This window comes from Roseibium marinum, assembly GCF_002906165.1.
In the GTDB taxonomy this organism is placed as follows: Bacteria; Pseudomonadota; Alphaproteobacteria; order Rhizobiales; family Stappiaceae; genus Roseibium; species Roseibium marinum.
This window is the reverse complement of the sequence record NZ_PPCN01000001.1, coordinates 1,312,986-1,330,172: the sequence shown is the minus strand read 5'-3', so window position 1 is coordinate 1,330,172 and position 17,187 is coordinate 1,312,986. Positions and strand designations below refer to the sequence as shown.

General features: G+C 59.1%; 12 protein-coding genes. 3 read left to right on the top strand and 9 right to left on the bottom strand.

The features are described 5' to 3' along the window. The first annotated feature begins 19 nt into the window (after positions 1 to 19). Positions 20 to 1,255, top strand: a complete 1,236-nt coding sequence (locus CLV41_RS06190) for an MFS transporter (protein WP_103221299.1) — start codon at positions 20 to 22, stop codon at positions 1,253 to 1,255. A gap of 248 nt (positions 1,256 to 1,503) precedes the next feature. On the opposite strand, the gene glyS is transcribed toward CLV41_RS06190, so the two are convergent. The 5 genes from glyS to CLV41_RS06165 form a co-directional block, all read right to left on the bottom strand. Beyond that, a complete protein-coding gene (gene glyS, locus CLV41_RS06185; RefSeq protein WP_103221298.1) occupies positions 1,504 to 3,759 on the bottom strand; it encodes a glycine--tRNA ligase subunit beta in 2,256 nt (751 codons plus the stop codon). Positions 3,760 to 4,024: 265 nt separating this feature from the next. After that, the gene (gene gltS / locus CLV41_RS06180) at positions 4,025 to 5,245 is read right to left on the bottom strand and encodes a sodium/glutamate symporter (RefSeq protein ID WP_103221297.1); all 1,221 of its coding nucleotides are present in this window, start codon (positions 5,243 to 5,245) and stop codon (positions 4,025 to 4,027) included. Positions 5,246 to 5,330: 85 nt separating this feature from the next. Further along, positions 5,331 to 7,280 (bottom strand): DUF2207 domain-containing protein, encoded by a 1,950-nt coding sequence (locus CLV41_RS06175; protein ID WP_103221296.1) that lies wholly within the window; start codon positions 7,278 to 7,280, stop codon positions 5,331 to 5,333. Positions 7,281 to 7,308: 28 nt separating this feature from the next. Next, the gene (locus CLV41_RS06170; protein WP_103221295.1) at positions 7,309 to 7,866 is read right to left on the bottom strand and encodes a LemA family protein; all 558 of its coding nucleotides are present in this window, start codon (positions 7,864 to 7,866) and stop codon (positions 7,309 to 7,311) included. Between the two features lie 117 nt (positions 7,867 to 7,983). Continuing rightward, positions 7,984 to 8,952 carry a glycine--tRNA ligase subunit alpha gene (locus tag CLV41_RS06165; protein WP_208987300.1) on the bottom strand — a complete coding sequence of 323 codons (969 nt, stop codon included), beginning with the start codon at positions 8,950 to 8,952 and terminating at the stop codon, positions 7,984 to 7,986. A 353-nt stretch (positions 8,953 to 9,305) separates the two neighbouring features. On the opposite strand from CLV41_RS06165, the gene CLV41_RS06160 reads away from it, so the two are divergent. After that, complete coding sequence (locus CLV41_RS06160; RefSeq protein ID WP_170107119.1) at positions 9,306 to 10,697, top strand: MATE family efflux transporter; 1,392 nt, start codon at positions 9,306 to 9,308, stop codon at positions 10,695 to 10,697. A 42-nt stretch (positions 10,698 to 10,739) separates the two neighbouring features. On the opposite strand, the gene CLV41_RS06155 is transcribed toward CLV41_RS06160, so the two are convergent. From CLV41_RS06155 to CLV41_RS06140, 4 genes are all read right to left on the bottom strand, one after another. Beyond that, positions 10,740 to 10,925, bottom strand: coding sequence for a hypothetical protein (locus CLV41_RS06155; RefSeq protein WP_068407192.1), 186 nt, complete (start codon positions 10,923 to 10,925; stop codon positions 10,740 to 10,742). A 46-nt stretch (positions 10,926 to 10,971) separates the two neighbouring features. Continuing rightward, positions 10,972 to 11,829 (bottom strand): S49 family peptidase, encoded by an 858-nt coding sequence (locus tag CLV41_RS06150; RefSeq protein ID WP_103221293.1) that lies wholly within the window; start codon positions 11,827 to 11,829, stop codon positions 10,972 to 10,974. Between the two features lie 695 nt (positions 11,830 to 12,524). Beyond that, entirely contained in the window at positions 12,525 to 13,157 is a 633-nt protein-coding gene (locus CLV41_RS06145; RefSeq protein WP_103221292.1) for a PilZ domain-containing protein, read from the bottom strand. Positions 13,158 to 13,404: 247 nt separating this feature from the next. After that, positions 13,405 to 14,355: a uracil-DNA glycosylase gene (locus CLV41_RS06140; protein WP_103221291.1), complete on the bottom strand. Its 951-nt coding sequence runs from the start codon at positions 14,353 to 14,355 to the stop codon at positions 13,405 to 13,407. A 357-nt stretch (positions 14,356 to 14,712) separates the two neighbouring features. On the opposite strand from CLV41_RS06140, the gene CLV41_RS06135 reads away from it, so the two are divergent. Continuing rightward, positions 14,713 to 16,389, top strand: coding sequence for an electron transfer flavoprotein-ubiquinone oxidoreductase (locus CLV41_RS06135; protein WP_103221290.1), 1,677 nt, complete (start codon positions 14,713 to 14,715; stop codon positions 16,387 to 16,389). Positions 16,390 to 17,187: the final 798 nt, after the last annotated feature.

Genomic DNA, 17,187 nt, shown 5'->3' with positions numbered 1-17,187 from the left:
TCACGATGGGAGATCTTCGATGACCGCCGCAGAAACACCCGGGCGCACGGGCCCGAACATCCCGCTCGTTATCGGCTGCGGTTGTCTGATCGCCTTGATTTCCTTCGGTCCCCGGTCCGCGATGGGCCTGTTTTTCCAACCCATGACCGAGGCCCGGGACTGGAGCCGCGAGTTGTTCGCCCTCTCGATCGCCCTTCAGAACCTGCTTTGGGGCATCGGCCAGCCGATCGCCGGAATGATGTCGGACCGTTTCGGCACCTGGAAGACGATGACACTCGGCACAGTCCTTTATGCCACCGGCCTCATCCTGATGATCGACGCCCAAAGCGCCGTGGCCCTGCATGTGTCCGCGGGTGTGCTCGTCGGGCTTGGAATCGCCTTTTCGTCCTTTTCGCTGGTTCTTGCCGCTTTCGGGCGCGCCGTGACGCCCGCGCAAAGGTCGCTTGCTTTCGGTATCGGCACGGCGTCCGGGTCTCTCGGCCAGTTTCTGTTCGCCCCGCTGGGCGGAGCGCTGATAGCAAATATCGGCTGGCAGGACACGCTGATCGTCTTTACCGGGCTTGTCGCGCTCATTCCCTTTCTCGCCATTGCGCTCAGGGGCAAGTCGGAGCTGCCCAAGGAAAGCAATCCCGCGCACGAGCAGAAACTGACATCGGCCATGGCGGAAGCCTTCGGCACCCGCGGCTTCATTCTGCTCACCTTCGGCTTCTTCGTCTGCGGCTTTCACGTCGCCTTCATCACGGTTCACCTGCCGCCCTATATCGCGGACCTCGGTCTTGACCCGTCCTGGGGCGCGACGGCAATCGCCCTTATCGGCCTGTGCAATGTCGCCGGGTCGCTGATTTCCGGATATATCGGTGGCCGCTACTCCAAACCGCTGCTCCTGTCGGCGATCTATCTCAGCCGGGCAATCGCGATTTTCGCCTTCATCATGCTGCCGGTTTCCCCATTCTCCGTGCTGGTCTTCGCCGGTGTCATGGGGCTCTTGTGGCTGTCCACCGTGCCGCCGACGACCGGGCTGGTCGCGGTCATGTTCGGCCCGCGCTACATGGCGACCCTGTTCGGCTTCGTCTTCCTGTCCCACCAGATCGGCGCCTTCCTCGGCGTCTGGCTGGGCGGCAAGCTCTATGACGAAACCGGATCCTATGACGGCATCTGGTGGCTGGGCATCGTTCTGGGCATCTTCGCGGCTATCGTCCACTGGCCGATCGAGGAGAAACCGGTGGCGAGACTGGCGCAGCAGGCGGCGGAATGAGGCAGGTCGGACGAAAAGGGGTCTGTCTGGAACACCATGATTTTCGAGAGTTCGGATACCCCCACCCCTCCCCACAAGGGGGAGGGGGATCAGGCTGCGGCGACTGGCATAGCCATTTTACAATTCATGGTCTCTGACACAGGAAGCGCCGCCCCATTCACGGCGGTATTCCCCTCCCCCTTGTGGGGAGGGGTTAGGGGTGGGGGTATCCCACGCTCCGAAGGCAGTTCACTCCGCTTTCTACCGGATCACCCGGCCACCTTGGAGAAATCCGCCACGACATGGGTCGCGTCGCGAATTTCGGCGAGGAGCTGGAGGCGGTTCATGCGCAAAACGGGATCGTCGGCATTCACCAGGATATCCTCGAAAAACCTGTCGACCGGCGCCCGCAATCTGGACAGCGCTTCCATAGCCCCTTCGAAGTCCTCGGCCTTCACCGCATCGGCGGCTTCCGCCCGTGCGGTGTCGATCGCGGCGGCCAGATCGATTTCGGCCTGCTCCTGAAAGTGATCGGCATGCGGCTTGCCCGCGACCGGTGCGGCATCCTTCTTTTCCTCGGCCTTGAGAATGTTGACCGCGCGCTTGTAACCGGCCAGCAGGTTCACGCCGTCGTCGGAGGAAACGAATTTTCCAAGCGCCTCGACGCGCCTGACGACCATCAGCAGGTCGTCCTGGCCGTCAAGGGCGAATATCGCATCGATCAGGTCGTGGCGGGCGCCCTCGTCCTTCAGGTGGACCTTCAGGCGGTCGGCAAGAAACGACAGGAGCTCTTTAGCCAAAACTTCGCTTGACTGACGGTACTCAATATTTGGCTCCTCATCGCTCAAACAGCCATTTCCAGAAGTCAAAAGCTCCACTGCTAGCGCATCATCTAATCCGTCGAGGGTCAACCCTAGCAGATCAACTCTATTGCCGGCGTTATCTTCTGTCTTATAGCTGGTATAAACGGTGCCAGAGAGGTGTTGCTGGAGAGCTATGAGACTATCGTGTCGCAAGAAGATATCCCGCAATGACAGTCGTAAGTTGTTCTCCAGCACGATCCGGATGATCCCCAGAGCCGCGCGGCGCAGCGCGTAAGGGTCCTTGGAACCGGTCGGCTTTTCGTCAATCGCCCAGAAACCGGCGAGCAGGTCGAGCTTTTCCGCAAGGGCCACAGCAACGGCAACGGCGTCGGTGGGCACGCTGTCGCTCGGCCCCTGCGGCTTGTAGTGTTCCTCGATGGCTGTGGCGACGGAAGCATCCTCGCCTTGCGCGGTCGCATAATAGCGGCCCATCAGGCCCTGCAGTTCCGGGAATTCGAAGACCATATGCGAGACGAGGTCGGCCTTGGCCAGTTCCGCGGCGCGTTTCGCCTTCGTCTCATCGGCGCCGACGAGGGGAGCAAATTCGGCGGAGAGTGCGATCAGGCGCTTCACCCGTTCGCCGACGCTGCCGAGCTTTTCGTGAAACTTCACGTCATCGAGTTTCGGCAGGTTGTTGGAGAGCCTGGACTTCAGGTCCGTATCCCAGAAGAAGCGCGCATCGGAAAGCCGGGCCCGGATAACCTTTTCGTTGCCGGCGACAATCATCTTGCCGTCATCCTCGGCGACGAGGTTGGACACAAGCGCGAACCTGTTGGCGAGGCGTCCGGTATTCGGGTTCTTGAGGACAAAGCATTTCTGGTTGACCCGGATGGTGAGCTGAATGCATTCGTCCGGGATCGTCAGAAAGTCCGCATCGAAACTGCCTGTCAGCACCACAGGCCACTCGACGAGGCCGGCCACTTCCTCAAGTAGCCCCGGGTCCTCGACCAGGTCGAGACCCAGAGCCAGCGCCCGGTCCTTGGCGTCGTTGAGAATGATTTCCTTCCGGCGGTCCGCATCCAGCACCACCTTGTGCTTTTCAAGCCCGGTCGCGTAGTCGTCGAAACGGCGGACGGCGAAGGACTCGTTGGCGAGGAAGCGGTGGCCGCGCGTGGTCTTGCCCGCCTGAATGCCGTCGAATTCGAACGGCACGACATCCGGATCTTCCGTTTCCGGACCGAAGGTCGCGATGATGGAATGCAGCGGACGCACCCAGCGGGTCGAAGTCGATCCCCAGCGCATGGATTTCGGCCACGGAAAATTGCGCAGGATCCCGGGCATGAATTCGGCGATGATGTCGATAGCAGGCCGGCCCGGTTTCTCGATCACCGCCACATAGAACTCGCCCTTTTTCGGGTCGCTATGAATTGACGCTTCTTCCACCAAGGAAAGACCGGCGCCCCGCAGAAAGCCCTCGACGGCTTTTTCCGGAGAACCGACGCGCGGTCCCTTGCGTTCTTCGCGGGTTGCGGCGGAACCGGCCGGAACGCCCGCCACATGCAGCGCCAGACGCCGCGGCGTGGCGAAAGCCTTGGCGCCCTCATAGGGCAGACCCGCCTCCACCAGGGCATTGGTCACAAGGGATTTGAGATCTTCGGCCGCCTTGCGTTGCATACGGGCCGGAATTTCTTCGCTGAACAGCTCAAGCAGAAGATCGGGCATGAAGATTAGGGCCTTCGGTCTTGGCGGGACGCCACGGAAAATGGGTTGCGCGTCCGTTACCAAGTCATTGACCTCTTGTCACCCCCTTTCCCTTCCCACCGGGCACCGTCTCAGCAAGGCTTTGTCTCCCTATACTTGAAAATCCGTTTTCGCCCTTCATCAGCAAATACATGCGAAATTCAAACACAGTCTAGCTTCAGAATTTTTCAGGATCATCCAGGGTATGGACTGAGCCCGTCACCCTGCGCGACAGGCCGGGGCAGGCTCAGCCGCCCAGGAACAGCAGTATTATCAGCGCGTTCGCCAGATCGACAAAAAACGCGGAGACCAGCGGCAGGATGAGGAACGCCTGCGTCGCCGGGCCGTAGCGCTTGGTGACCGCGGTCATGTTGGCAATGGCTGTCGGCGTTGCTCCAAGGGCGAAGCCGGCAAAACCCGCGCCGAGAACCGCCGCGTTGTAATCCCTGCCCATGAGGGGAAAGACGGCCAGAATGATGAAAAGCGCTGCGATGACGATCTGCATGAACAGGATCAGCAGCATCGGCCCGGCCAGCCCGGCAAGGGTCCAGAGCTGCAGGCTCATCAGCGACATGGTCAGAAAGATCCCAAGCGCCAGATCGGAGATCACCGCGAGCGACTGCGACCCCGCGGGCCAGGTCATCTTGCGGAACACCAGGGGAACGGAGTTGGACAGCACGATGCCGCAGAACAGGCAGACGACAAAGACCGGCAAATCCAGACCGACACCCACCTCCAGGGCCTCCTGAAGCCCAACGCCGAGCGCGATTGCAACGTTCAGTACCAGCAGGGAGCGCATCAGACCCGTATGGGTGACCCTGGCGTCCGCTTCGCGGGCGGTCTCGATACCGATAATGGGCGCTTCCTGCGGGCGGCCGGGATCCGGCTTCGCCCCTCGTTTCTCGATCAGGTAATTTCCGATCGGGCCACCCAGCAGACTTGCGGCAACAAGGCCGAGCGTTGCCGTGGCCGCGCCGATTTCCACCGCCCCCGCAACCCCGTAGTCGGCCACCAGCTTCGGGCCCCAGGCGATCGCCGTGCCGTGTCCGCCGACAAGGGAAACCGTTCCGCCCAGAAGGCCGAAGCCGACCGGCAGCCCCAGCACCGCGGCGATCGACGTGCCGACGACGTTCTGCAGCAGCATATAGCCGACGGTCAGGCACAGCAGGATCAACAGCGGCTTGCCGCCCTTGACCAGGTCTCCGAAGCGGGCATTCAATCCGATCGCGGTGAAGAAGCAGTAGAGCAGATAGTCCCGCGACTGCAGGGAGAAGCTGATTTCGGTATCGAGGGCAAGGAAGACAATGAATGCCAGCACGGCCACCAGCAATCCGCCGGAAACCGGTTCAGGGATATTGTAATGGCGCAGAAACGGGATTTTCTTGTTCAGCCGGACACCGAGGAAATAAACCAGGATCGCCAGGTTGAAGCTTACGAATTCGCTGAGCGGCAGCGCCTCTTCCGTCATCTTCCCACCTGCATTTCATGCGGCCTCCGACAACGGGCACACTCGGGCTCAATTCAATCTTCCCCAGGGTGAATATGCAAGCGGTTTACCAGCCGCCACCGCCTCCCCCGCCGCCGCCGCCGCCGGAAGACCCGCCGGAAGAGCCACCCGAGAAGCCCGAACTGGAGGATTTGGGCGCGGGCAGCGACGAGCGGAAGGATCCGGCCATGGAACTTGCGGTCGAGCCGATGCTGTCGGAAATGTCACGCGCATCGAAGGTTCTTCCCGAATACCAGTTCGGGTGATAGCTGGCCGCTGCCGCCGCCCCGGCGGCCGTTGCCAGCCAGCCTTCGAAGGCCTTCGTCCATGGTCTTTCGACGCCCAGCGCGACCGCATAGGGCAGAAGCTCCTCGAAATGGCCGGTGCTCATATCCGGCGCATCGCTCATATTGAGGCGGTCCTGTTCGGCAACGGTCAGATAGAGCCTGAGACCCTCGATTTCGTCGAGCGCCTGACGCCCCACCACGGTCGGAGCGCCCATCAGGAAAAAGAACAGGATGTTCAGCGCAATCAGCGCCGCCGCGATGAACGGGAAGACGGGAACGGTTTCAAAGCCGCCGGTAAACTGAAACGCACCGGCCGCCGCCGCGAAAATGGCAACACCGAAAATGCCGAAGATCAGCGCTATGCGCAGCTTCATGTCGGCAACACGGATAACGTCCCTTCCAATCGACACGGAGACGAACGAAGCAAAAATGGAAAACACCATGAAAATGATCACGAAATTGGACTGATCGTTCTGAAGTGTTCCATAGACGAGCAGGGCGACAATGGCGGCGAGGCTCAGAAGGACACCCACGATAAGAAAGATCCTGTTGGATCTGAAAAAGACGTTGCGGCTTTCCTTTTCTATGGCACTGCGGAATTTCGACCCGAGCGTGATGATCGACTTGCCGTGGCGTTTGTCGAGCTTCAACGGACGTTTGCGCTTGCTCAGATAGCTTTCCAGGACAGCCTCCCCCTTCGGCAGCCCGAAGCCGGCAATGCGGCCCTTCTCCGCCGTCAGGGTCAGTGTCACGTCGCCGTCGTCCTCCTTCAGCCGCAGGCGCTTCTTGACCGCCAGATTGAGGCAGGCGGCAGACAGCGCCACCCAGCCGCCCTTGGCGAAGCCGCGGTTGGCGATATAGGTGCTGAGAGCCGGCGAGATCCCGGTGGGTGGTTTGAACCTGGGAAACACAACGCCGCGATGCGGGTCCCGGCCGACGAACCACCAGGCAAGAAGATAATAGAAGAGGACGAAGCTTATCCCCACGCCCCCGATCAGTTCCGAGCGGTAGTCACTGAGGAAATAGCGGAACTGTTCGGCTTCCGACGGCGGCCGGATTGCGCCCTTGGGAAATTTCACGGCAACCGTCAGCCCCGAATAGTACCAGAGAACCTTTGTGGTCGAGAAAATCACCTCCCGCCCGTCTTCGGCGGTATGCGCTTCAAAATCCTTGCCGGTTTCGCCGCGTCTGCCGGTAAAGGCGGTCCAGCCGGTGGCTTTGACGCCCTTTGGCAAAACGATCCGGGCAATCACCTCGTCTATCGGAAAGGCCCACTCGTTGCCGGTCGCGTTCCAGTAAACCTCGTCGTGATCATCGAAAAACCGGATCTGCCGGTCGGTTTCGTATTCTATCGTGTATGTGTAGTCGCCCGGTTCCAGCAGCACGTGCTCCTCACCGATATAGATGCGGATACCTTTGCTGTTGCGTCTGGTGAAATGCGGGGCCGGCTGCCCGTCCTGCTTCACGGAAAGCAATTTGAAGCCGACCTCGTAGAGGCGGCCGTTCGGTCCCTCCGCCTGCAACGGAAAATCCCGGAAGATCCCCCGCTCGATCTTGTCGCCCTCCGCCTTGACGGTGATCGTTTCCGTAACGCTCAAGGTGCCGTCCCCGGCGACCTCGACAGTCGAGACATAGCGTTTTATCCGCTCCTCGGCGTGGGAATTGCTCCCGGCAACGATCACGAGAAACAGCACCGCGAGGCCGCGTATGAAAGAACGGCAGGATGTCATGGCAAGGCCTCCCGGGATCTGTAAATGCTTAAAACGCGACCTTGGGCACGGCCCTTTCGGCTTCGTCCTCGATCTCGAAATAGTCTGCTTTTTCAAATTTGAACCGGCTGGCGATCAGGTTGGAGGGAAAACTCTCCACCGCCACATTCAGTCCACGGACGGCACCGTTGTAATAGCGGCGGGCCATCTGGATGGCGTTTTCGATTTCATCCAGAGACTGGTGCAGATCGGAAAAATTGCGGCTGGCCTTCAGATCCGGATAAGCCTCGGCCACCGCAAAGAGCCTGCCCAGCGCAAGGGAGAGCTGTCCTTCGGCTTCGGCACGGCCCGCGACGTCGTCCCGGGACAACGAGTTGGCGCGCGTGCGCAGATCGGTGACCTTGTCCAGCGTCTCCGTTTCGTGGGTGGCATACCCCTTGACCGTTTCCACCAGATTGGGAACCAGATTGGCCCGGCGCTTGAGCTGGACATCGATGCCACTCCAGCCTTCCTGCACCATCTGCCGTTTGCGGACGAGAGCGTTGTAAAGAACGACTGCAAAAACCGAGAGAGCGACCAGAAATGCAAGAATGAACCAGGCGATCATGAAACCCTCCGAGAAATTTGATCGAAGGCTACCCACTGCACCCGGGCTTGTCATCCTGTTCCAATGCCCTGCCCGGTTTCAAACGACAAACTGTAATCTGCAACACACCCCAGCCGTTTATCCGCCGGCCCTGTTGTCATAGCCGACACCGCCGGCTTCCGTTTCCAGGAAGGCCGCACCGCAGGCCTTGGCGAGTTCGCGGACGCGCAGGATGTAGCTCTGGCGCTCGGTGACCGAGATCACGCCGCGCGCGTCGAGCAGGTTGAACGCGTGGCTTGCCTTGATGCACTGGTCATAGGCGGGCAGCACCACCTGGTGCACGTTTGCCCCCGCCGCCTCGCGCGCCCTGGCGCCCGCATCGAGAAGCGCCTTGCATTCCGTTTCCGCGTCCTTGAAATGCCGGAACAGAATTTCGGTATCCGCGTGCTCGAAATTATGCCTGGAATATTCCTGTTCGGCCTGCAGGAAGACATCGCCATAGGTGACCTTTTCGTCGCCTTGCCTGCCGTTGTAGTTGAGCTCGTAAACGTTGTCGACGCCCTGGATATACATGGCAAGGCGTTCAAGACCGTAGGTCAATTCGCCCGAGACCGGCGTGCATTCAAAGCCCGCCACCTGCTGGAAATAGGTGAACTGGGAGACTTCCATGCCGTCGCACCAGCACTCCCAGCCGAGCCCCCACGCACCGAGGGTCGGGCTTTCCCAGTCGTCCTCGACGAAACGGATGTCGTGCACCTTGGGATCAAGCCCGATGGCATAAAGCGAATTCAGGTAGAGGTCCTGCAAGTCCGGCGGCGACGGCTTTAGGATCACCTGAAACTGGTAATAGTGCTGCAGCCGGTTGGGATTCTCGCCGTAGCGGCCGTCGGTTGGGCGGCGGGACGGCTGCACATAGGCCGCCTTCCACGGGCGCGGACCGAGCGAGCGCAAGGTGGTGGCCGGATGAAACGTCCCGGCGCCGACTTCCATGTCATAGGGCTGGAGAACGACACAACCCTGGTCGGCCCAGTAACGCTGCAGGGTCAGGATCAGGCCCTGGAAGGAATTTTCCGGACGCATATGCGCCGGGAGAGTTTCGCTCGACATGAAGGACTTCCGCAAATGTGCTGGGCCGGTGAGACAAGATCCGCCGTTTCGGGGCGAGAGGTGCCACGATGCGCGCGGAACGTCAAGACAGGCAGGCCGGGCCTGCTTATAGCCACCGGTCCCAAATCCGGTTGACTGTTTCAGTCTGTCCGCATTCCCTTTCAGCGAAACAGGATTGACGCCGCAACGGCCGGCACGTATCAAGCGGGTCCGGTTTCAGACACCTGCCGCCCGCGGACGCTGCCGTCCTGGTGAAGATCTGACTTTGACGACTTTTTTCTGCTCCATGCATTTCGTGCTGGTGGCAATGCGGGCCCCTCCTCCTTTGCGAAATGTCACGAACGGAGACAGGAATGTCGTCTGACACTTTCCGCATGAACGTCTATACGCAGGGGCCGCTGGCCGGCACCCTCGCCAGGACCGCCCTGCCGATCATCTTCGTCATGAGCATGAACGGCCTGCTCACGGTGGCAGATGCCGTTTTTCTCGGCATCTTCGTCGGCCCCGACGCCCTCAGCGCCGTCACGCTGATGTTCCCGGCCTATATGCTGCTGGCCGCGCTCGCGACGCTTGTGTCCAGTGGCATGTCGAGCGTACTCGCCAGACACCTTGGCGGCGGGCGGACCGAGGCCACGCAAGCCGTCTTCGCAGGGGCTCACTGGCTGGCGCTCTGCATATCCGCCCTGGTCATCGCGCTTTATCTGATCCTGGGCCGGGACATGACGTTCGCGGCGGCGGAAGGATCGGCCCGGATTGCCGGCATGGCCTACACATATCTGTCGATCACCGTCTGGTTTTCGCCGCTCCTGTTGGTGCTTTCCATCAATGCCGACGCCTTGCGCAATGAAGGCCGGGTGACACTGATGGCAGGTCTGAGCCTGTTTGTTTCGGTGGTGAATATCGGCTTCAATTTCGTGCTGGTCGGCATACTCGACTTCGGCGTTGCCGGCACCGCTTACGGAACCGCGCTCGCGCAATTGCTCGCTTTTGCCCTGCTGCTCGGTTTCCGGCTGCGCGGCCGGACGGTTCTGAAACCCGGCGCGCTGGTCAGGTTCCCGCCATTTGCGCAATGGTCCGCCATTCTGGCCCTGGGCGCTCCCCAAAGCCTGAGTTTCATGGGGATCGCGCTCGGTTCCGCGGCAACCTTCGCGATGCTGCAGCACATGGAAGCTCCCGGCTACGAAACCACCGTGGCGGCTTTCGGGATCATAACGCGCATCATGACATTCGCGTATCTGCCGTTTCTGGGGCTCACCCAGGCGCTTCAGGCAATGATCGGCAACAATTACGGCGCCGGGCTCTGGCGGCGCTCGGACGATACGCTGCGTCTCGGCCTCGCCGCAGCACTCCTCTATTGCGTGAGCGTGCAGATGGTCCTGTCGCTCTTCGCTGGCCCGATCGGGCTCATGTTCGTGGCAGATCCGGCGGTCGCCGGCGAGGTTGCGCGCATCCTGCCGACAATGACCGCGCTCTATTTCGCGGCAGGGCCTCTGCTTGTCGTCGCGATGTATTTTCAGGCTGTGGGAGATGCCGGGCGTGCGGCCCTCCTGAGCCTTGCCAAACCCTATCTGTTCTTTCTGCCGCTTGTCCTCGTACTGCCACTCCTGGCAGGTGAGAGCGGCATCTGGCTTGCCAGTCCTCTGGGCGAGGCTCTGCTGGTCCTGCTGACGCTGACAATGCTGACCGTCAGGGCCCGTAACGGTCCGGCGCGGTGGGGATTGTTCCTGGCGGCGGCCACAGAATAGAGCATGTTTGATGCCGGGCGTGGGCTGACCGGCCCAGCCCGCCTACGCCTTCGGCTTGTATTTGCCGCTTTCGGGATCCAGGATCAGCTTGGTTCCACGGCCATTGGGATCGGCCTTCGCCGCTGCCCTGGAGATGTGATTTTCCACTTCGGCCATCTTGCGCTTGAGCCGCTGCACGATCCAGTACCCCCCCACCGCGAGCGCGGCCACACCTATCAATTCAGTCATAATCGTTCCCCTTTATGGCCTTCCGCGGATACAGCACTCAGTCCGATCATAGACCATAGCGCATCCAGAGCGACCTGTTTTCAATTGCCGAGATCAAATCCTCACCAAGGCCCTCCGTCAGCCTTTGGCCGGACAGTCCCAGACCAAGACCGGTCCTGCGGCCGAAAAGGCCACGCGGCGCCGAAATCAGCCTGGGCTCTGCTTTTTCGCCGTAGCGTTCCTTCAACACGCTTCTGACATCTCCGATGGCATCGGCCAGACCAAGCTGAATGGCAGTGCGCCCAGTCCAGAACTTGCCGCTGAACAGATCCGGATCGTCGGTCAGAACGTCTCCGCGGCGCGATTTGACGAGGTCGACGAACGTCTCGTGAATTTCCTGCTGCAGGCCTTTCAGATATTCGACATCTTCCGGCACTTCCGGCTGAAACGGATCGAGAATGACTTTCTTCTCGCCTGCGGTATACACGCGACGTTCGACGCCGATCTTGCCGATCATTTCCGTGAAGCCGAATCCGGCGGCCACCACCCCGATCGAGCCGACGATCGAGGACGGATCGACAAAGATTTCATCGCCAGCCAGGGAAATCAGATAGCCGCCGCTGGCCGCGACGTCCTCGACGAAGACCAGGACGTCCTTTTCCTTCTCCTTCGCCAGATCGCGAATCCGTTTGAAGATCAGGCGCGACTGGACGGGGGACCCTCCCGGCGAATTGACGATCAGCGCAACGGCGGGAGCCTTTTTCACCGAAAACGCCTTCTCCAGGGGCAAGGCCACGGTCGACAGGGAAAGGCTGGACCGCATGGGTCCGGGCGTGGCGATTGTGCCCTGAAGGCGGACGACCGGAATGACCGTCTTGTCGTCACGCAAGGGTTTGGGGAGAAAACTGCGTATGGTTGAAAACACTCGGAAACAGCCTCGCTGGATCAACCTGCGTTCGTAAGGGACCACGAATGCGGAAGAGTTGATCGATTTCAATATTCTAACGCATTATATCTGCGTTATTCTAGCGCATCATGTCTGCGTTCGTCCGGGAAAAACCGGATCATGCGTTCCATCCGATATATGTATCGCGCGGTGACTTGCAAAGGCTCCCGGGTCGTTAAAAGCGCAAGCGATACACCCTGGATGCAAACAACGGGCTCGGGTCAAGTACCCAAAGCGCGTATCGGTTATCTCTGCTTCGGGCCATATGGGTTTTGCCGGACCGGTTTTTCGGCTGCCACATTTTGCGCAACCGCTTTTACGATGCCAAGCCTGAAACGAGGGTTAGAGCGTGTCGCGTTAAATTGAATTCAGGAAATCGCCCGAACGCATTTGCAATGCAAACGCTGCCTCGGGCGTCTTCCTAAATCCATGAATCCGCTTAAACGCAACACGCTCTAACGCCCCGGAAGAGGGCCTTTCGCTGCATACCGTCCGGGTGATCCACCGTTTTTAAAGAATAATCCGGGTCCGCGGCTTGCCGCACATCAGCAGACCTGCTCACGAAAAGGAATACTCCCTGACAGCTTTGTATCTTGAGATAACTTTACGGAATGCTCTACGCATCGATGCGATACCGAACACCCATACCGCAAGTGGAAACGGTTAAACCGGGTTCAGTTCGGCGCGGACTTGCGCCTGACACCGAATCCGGACGCATCCCGTTTTTCCTGCATGCCTGTTTTTTCGGGAAGATCCGGCGGGCGAAGACGTTTCTGGTTGAACTCCTGCCCGTTCGAGAACTGCCAGATCAGTTTCACGCCCGCGAATTCAGGCGAGCGCCAGACGATTTCTCCTGTCACCGGCATATCCAGTCCCGGGATTTGAAGCTGAATGTTCTTGGGCAGTTTTTCGAGCCGTCGACTTGCCAGGCGGCAGCCGGACTGGCTTGCATCGACGATCTCACATCTGACCCCGTCCTGCGACCCGCGGCCGCTGACCAGGGCCGGAATGGCGACCTTGCGCCTGCGTTCGCGGCGCTTTTCAACAATGGTGCTGTTTGCGAATTCGAAGGACACCAGGATTTCGGAATCCAGGATTTCCCTGACCCTGCCCTTGATCATCTGATCGAAACCGGCAAGGCGCAGACCGATGGTCTTTCCCAGTTCCTTGTGAGCGTTTGTGAGAACGCGGCACCCCCTGCTGCTGAAGCCAGAGGCCGACGTCTCCTCGCACTCCAGGGTGTCGAAGTCCAGGACCAGTATATGCAGAACCGCGCGTTCTGGAATGTTGATGTCCGGCCCTGTCAAATTGCCCTCTTCAAATAGCGTGGTCAGGCTGTTCGGCTTCACAAACAGGAATTGGGAAGCCTACGCCACTAAAAAGACATGTTACTTTTAACAATAAATAAATCTACGAGTGAAAAACGCCGGTATCCGCGCGGAGAATTCAGCATTTCAAAGGTTTTTTTCGCCTTCTTTTGAATGGTTTAAGCACCATTGTTGCAACTCGAAGAATAAATGAAAAATTTTAAGTTATGAGTTGCAATACCTCTTCTCACCGCCCCTGATTGGAAAGCAACGCCTCCCTGATGGAGAGGAAGTCTCGCCAGGAAAGCCGCTTTTCCAGCGGACTGCGGAGGAGATAGGCGGGATGGTAGGTGGCAATGGCGGCGATTTCCCTGCCATTGCCGGGATAGGTCATCCAGCGGCCGCGCATTTTGCGGATACCGTCCTGAACGCCCAAAAGTGTTTTCGCGGAAGCCGCGCCGAGAAATACAAGCACATCAGGATTGACCAGTTCGACCTGCCTTTTGATAAAGGGTTTGCAGATCTCCGTTTCCTGTGGTGTCGGGGTTCTGTTCCCGGGCGGGCGCCAGGGAACGACATTGGCGATATAAACGGCTGTCCTGTCGATCCCGATCGCCGCCAACATCCGGTCGAGCAACTGGCCGGAGCGGCCTACAAACGGCTTGCCCTGAAGATCCTCGTCCCGGCCCGGCGCTTCGCCGACGAACATCAGCTTGGCCTGCGGATTGCCATCGGCGAAAACCAGCTTTTTCGCGGTCAGTTTCAAATTGCACCCGTCAAACGCCTCAAGGCACCGCCGCAGTTCGTCCAGCGTAGCGGCCGAGGCGGCCAGATCGCGCGCGGCGGCGATGATCTCCCTGTCCGGCAGCACGGCAGGCTGGCCCGCCCCGGGTCCCTGCCCGATTGCCGGTGCTGCAGAGGAAGGCATAACTGGGGTTGTGGCGGGCGCAGTGACGATTGCGGGCGCAGGCTGCGGCGGAACGCCGGATACGTGTTGGCGGCCGCCGGCAAGAGCGGTTCCCGCCTGCCCGGCATGCGGCGTCGGCGCCATCTGGTTTTGCAGACGCTGCGCGGCTTGTTCACTCGTCAGGTTAAACCAGTCGACCGGCCGGTCACCCAAAAAGCAATCCACGCCCGAAGCGGTATAAAAATCCAGCAGAGCTTCAATCTGGCGTAAATCATGCGGGTGTTGTTGCATATGAACTGCTTCCGGCGGCGGAGTTCAGGGTACGAACTCATCGTATTTTGCTTTCAGATCGTACCCTAGCCGGATGACCGCTGAGAACAAGAACCCAGACCGGGGTTGATGTCCGGCGGACCGGTTTTCCAGATCCTGTGCACATGTCTTTTGGACTTTTTTCACAAAACTTACGTTTACGTAAGCGTAATGACTGCTCTTGACGGGTCCGGCCCGCTTTGGTCTATCTGAGCTTCATTCTAGAGAGAAAAGGGTGCCCGAATTCGCATACGGCCATGAAAAATGTCGTGTTTTGCGCTGCAAAATGAGGCAAACAGGACAAAGAGGCGTGGCCCCTTCGGGCAAAGGGAGACAAAAATGAGCGAACAGGAAGCGCTTGGCGAACGCGAGAGCATGGACGTGGATGTCGTGATCGTGGGCGCCGGTCCCGCAGGACTTGCGGCCGCCATCCGGCTGAAGCAGATTGCAATCGAAAAGGGTGAAGAACTCAGCGTGGTGGTTCTGGAAAAGGGATCCGAAGTCGGTGCCCATATCCTGTCCGGCGCCGTCATCGATCCGATCGCCCTCGACCGGTTGCTCCCGCAATGGCGGGAAGAAGAGACGCCGATCAAGACGGCGGTGACGGAGGACCATTTCCTGATCCTCGGCCCGGCGGGATCGCTGCGCCTGCCCAACATGTTCATGCCGAAACTGATGAGCAATCACGGCAATTACATCGTCTCGCTTGGAAATGTCTGCCGCTGGCTCGCCGAAAAGGCCGAAGCGCTCGGTGTTGAAATCTATCCGGGATTCGCGGCGGCCGAACTGCTTTATGACGATGAGGGCCGGGTTGCCGGGGTTGCCACTGGCGACATGGGAATCGGCAGGGACGGCAAGCCGAATGCCATGTTCACCCGAGGCATGGAACTGCGCGGGAAATATACCCTGATCGGCGAAGGCGCGCGCGGGTCTCTGGCCAAGGTACTCATCGAGAAATTCGGGCTCGCCCGCGACAGCGACGTGCCAAAATTCGGGATCGGCATAAAGGAACTCTGGCAGGTCGATCCGGAAAAGCACAAACTTGGCCTGGTGCAGCATTCCTTCGGCTGGCCGCTGGATGGCAAGACCGGTGGCGGTTCCTTCCTCTATCATCTGGAAGACAATCAGGTGGCCGTCGGTTTCGTCGTCCATCTCAACTACGAAAACCCCTGGCTCTCCCCTTTTGACGAGTTCCAGCGCTTCAAGACACATCCGGCAATCCGCGACACATTCGAGGGTGGCAAGCGTATTTCCTATGGTGCGCGCGCAATCACCGAAGGGGGCTATCAGTCCGTGCCGAAGCTGTCCTTCCCCGGCGGTCTGCTTATGGGGTGTTCGGCCGGCCTGGTGAATGTGCCGCGCATCAAGGGCTCTCACAACGCAATGCTGTCCGGCATGCTTGCCGCGGAAGAAGTGATGGCGGCCATCGGGCGCGGGGAGGCTCATACGGAGCTCAGCAATTTCGACACGGCCTGGCGCGAAAGCCCGATCGGCGAGGATCTGAAGAGGGTCCGCAACGCCAAGCCGCTATGGTCCAGATACGGGACCTTGCTCGGCGTTGCCCTTGGCGGCCTCGATATGTGGACCAACGAACTGTTCGGCTTTTCCTTATTCGGCACCCTGAAGCACGGAAAAAGGGATCGCGACACGCTGAAGCCCGCGAAAGATTGCAAAAAGATCGACTATCCGAAACCGGATGGCGTGATTTCCTTCGACAAGCTGTCCTCGGTCTTCCTGTCGAATACCAATCACGAAGAGGATCAGCCCATCCATCTCAAGGTGGAGGATCCCCACTTGCAGAAGACATCGGAGCACGATGTCTTTGCCGGCCCGTCGAGCCGCTACTGCCCGGCCGGCGTCTACGAATGGGTGGAAGAAGGCGAGGATGCCCCAAGGTTTCAGATCAACGCCCAGAATTGCGTCCACTGCAAGACCTGCGACATCAAGGATCCGAACGGCAACATTACCTGGACAGTTCCGGAAGGCTCCGGCGGTCCGAACTACCCGAACATGTAGAAACATACGGGAGAGCCACGGATTCCGCGGCTTTTCTTTTATGCTGGAGTGAAAAAACAAGCGGCACCGGGAAGGAAACCTTCCCGGTGCCGAAGTCTTGTGGCCGATGGGTCGATTCAGGCTGGCTTTTGTGGGGGACCAGCCTGTTGCGGTTATCATTCGCACACGGCGAGGTAAGCAGATGCGCCGCGCATCCGCGTACCGTTGCGCGAAGTCCGCGCCACAAGGTGTTTGCCTGAATTGAACGCCAGGCAATTATTTTTTTGGGGTCAGGATCTAGATAGAGCCGACGTGCACAATATTTTTGCCAGATTGGATCTGGATTATCTTGGGGTTCGTATTTGTTAAATCACATTAACCAAACCCTCACTGGAAGTGGAGATAACCTTACGTGGTGGTAAGGTCAACCGAATAATAAACGTGATAAAATTAAACTATGACTCCAAAAAGGTATTTTATACCAAGTGGTCAAATTCTGATCGTGCCCGAATAACTTGCAAACAATAAAATCTGAGAAAACGCCACCAGGTAAGTAACGCGAAGAAACGTCTTGAAGCTCCCCAGGGGAAGAGGCCCACACATTTTTCTCATATTTTTCTGTATTTTATTCCCCCGGCAACCCACTTTCCCCGCCATAGATTTTTTCTATGTCACAATAAATAAAGAATATAAACCATCCAATTCTTTGAAACCAAAGCATTAATGGGATCGCCTCCAGCACAATCAAATCCGTTGTGGAGCCTCGAAACCCGGTCTAAATCTCCAATGTCACTATAAGCTTCTGATTTATATACGCTT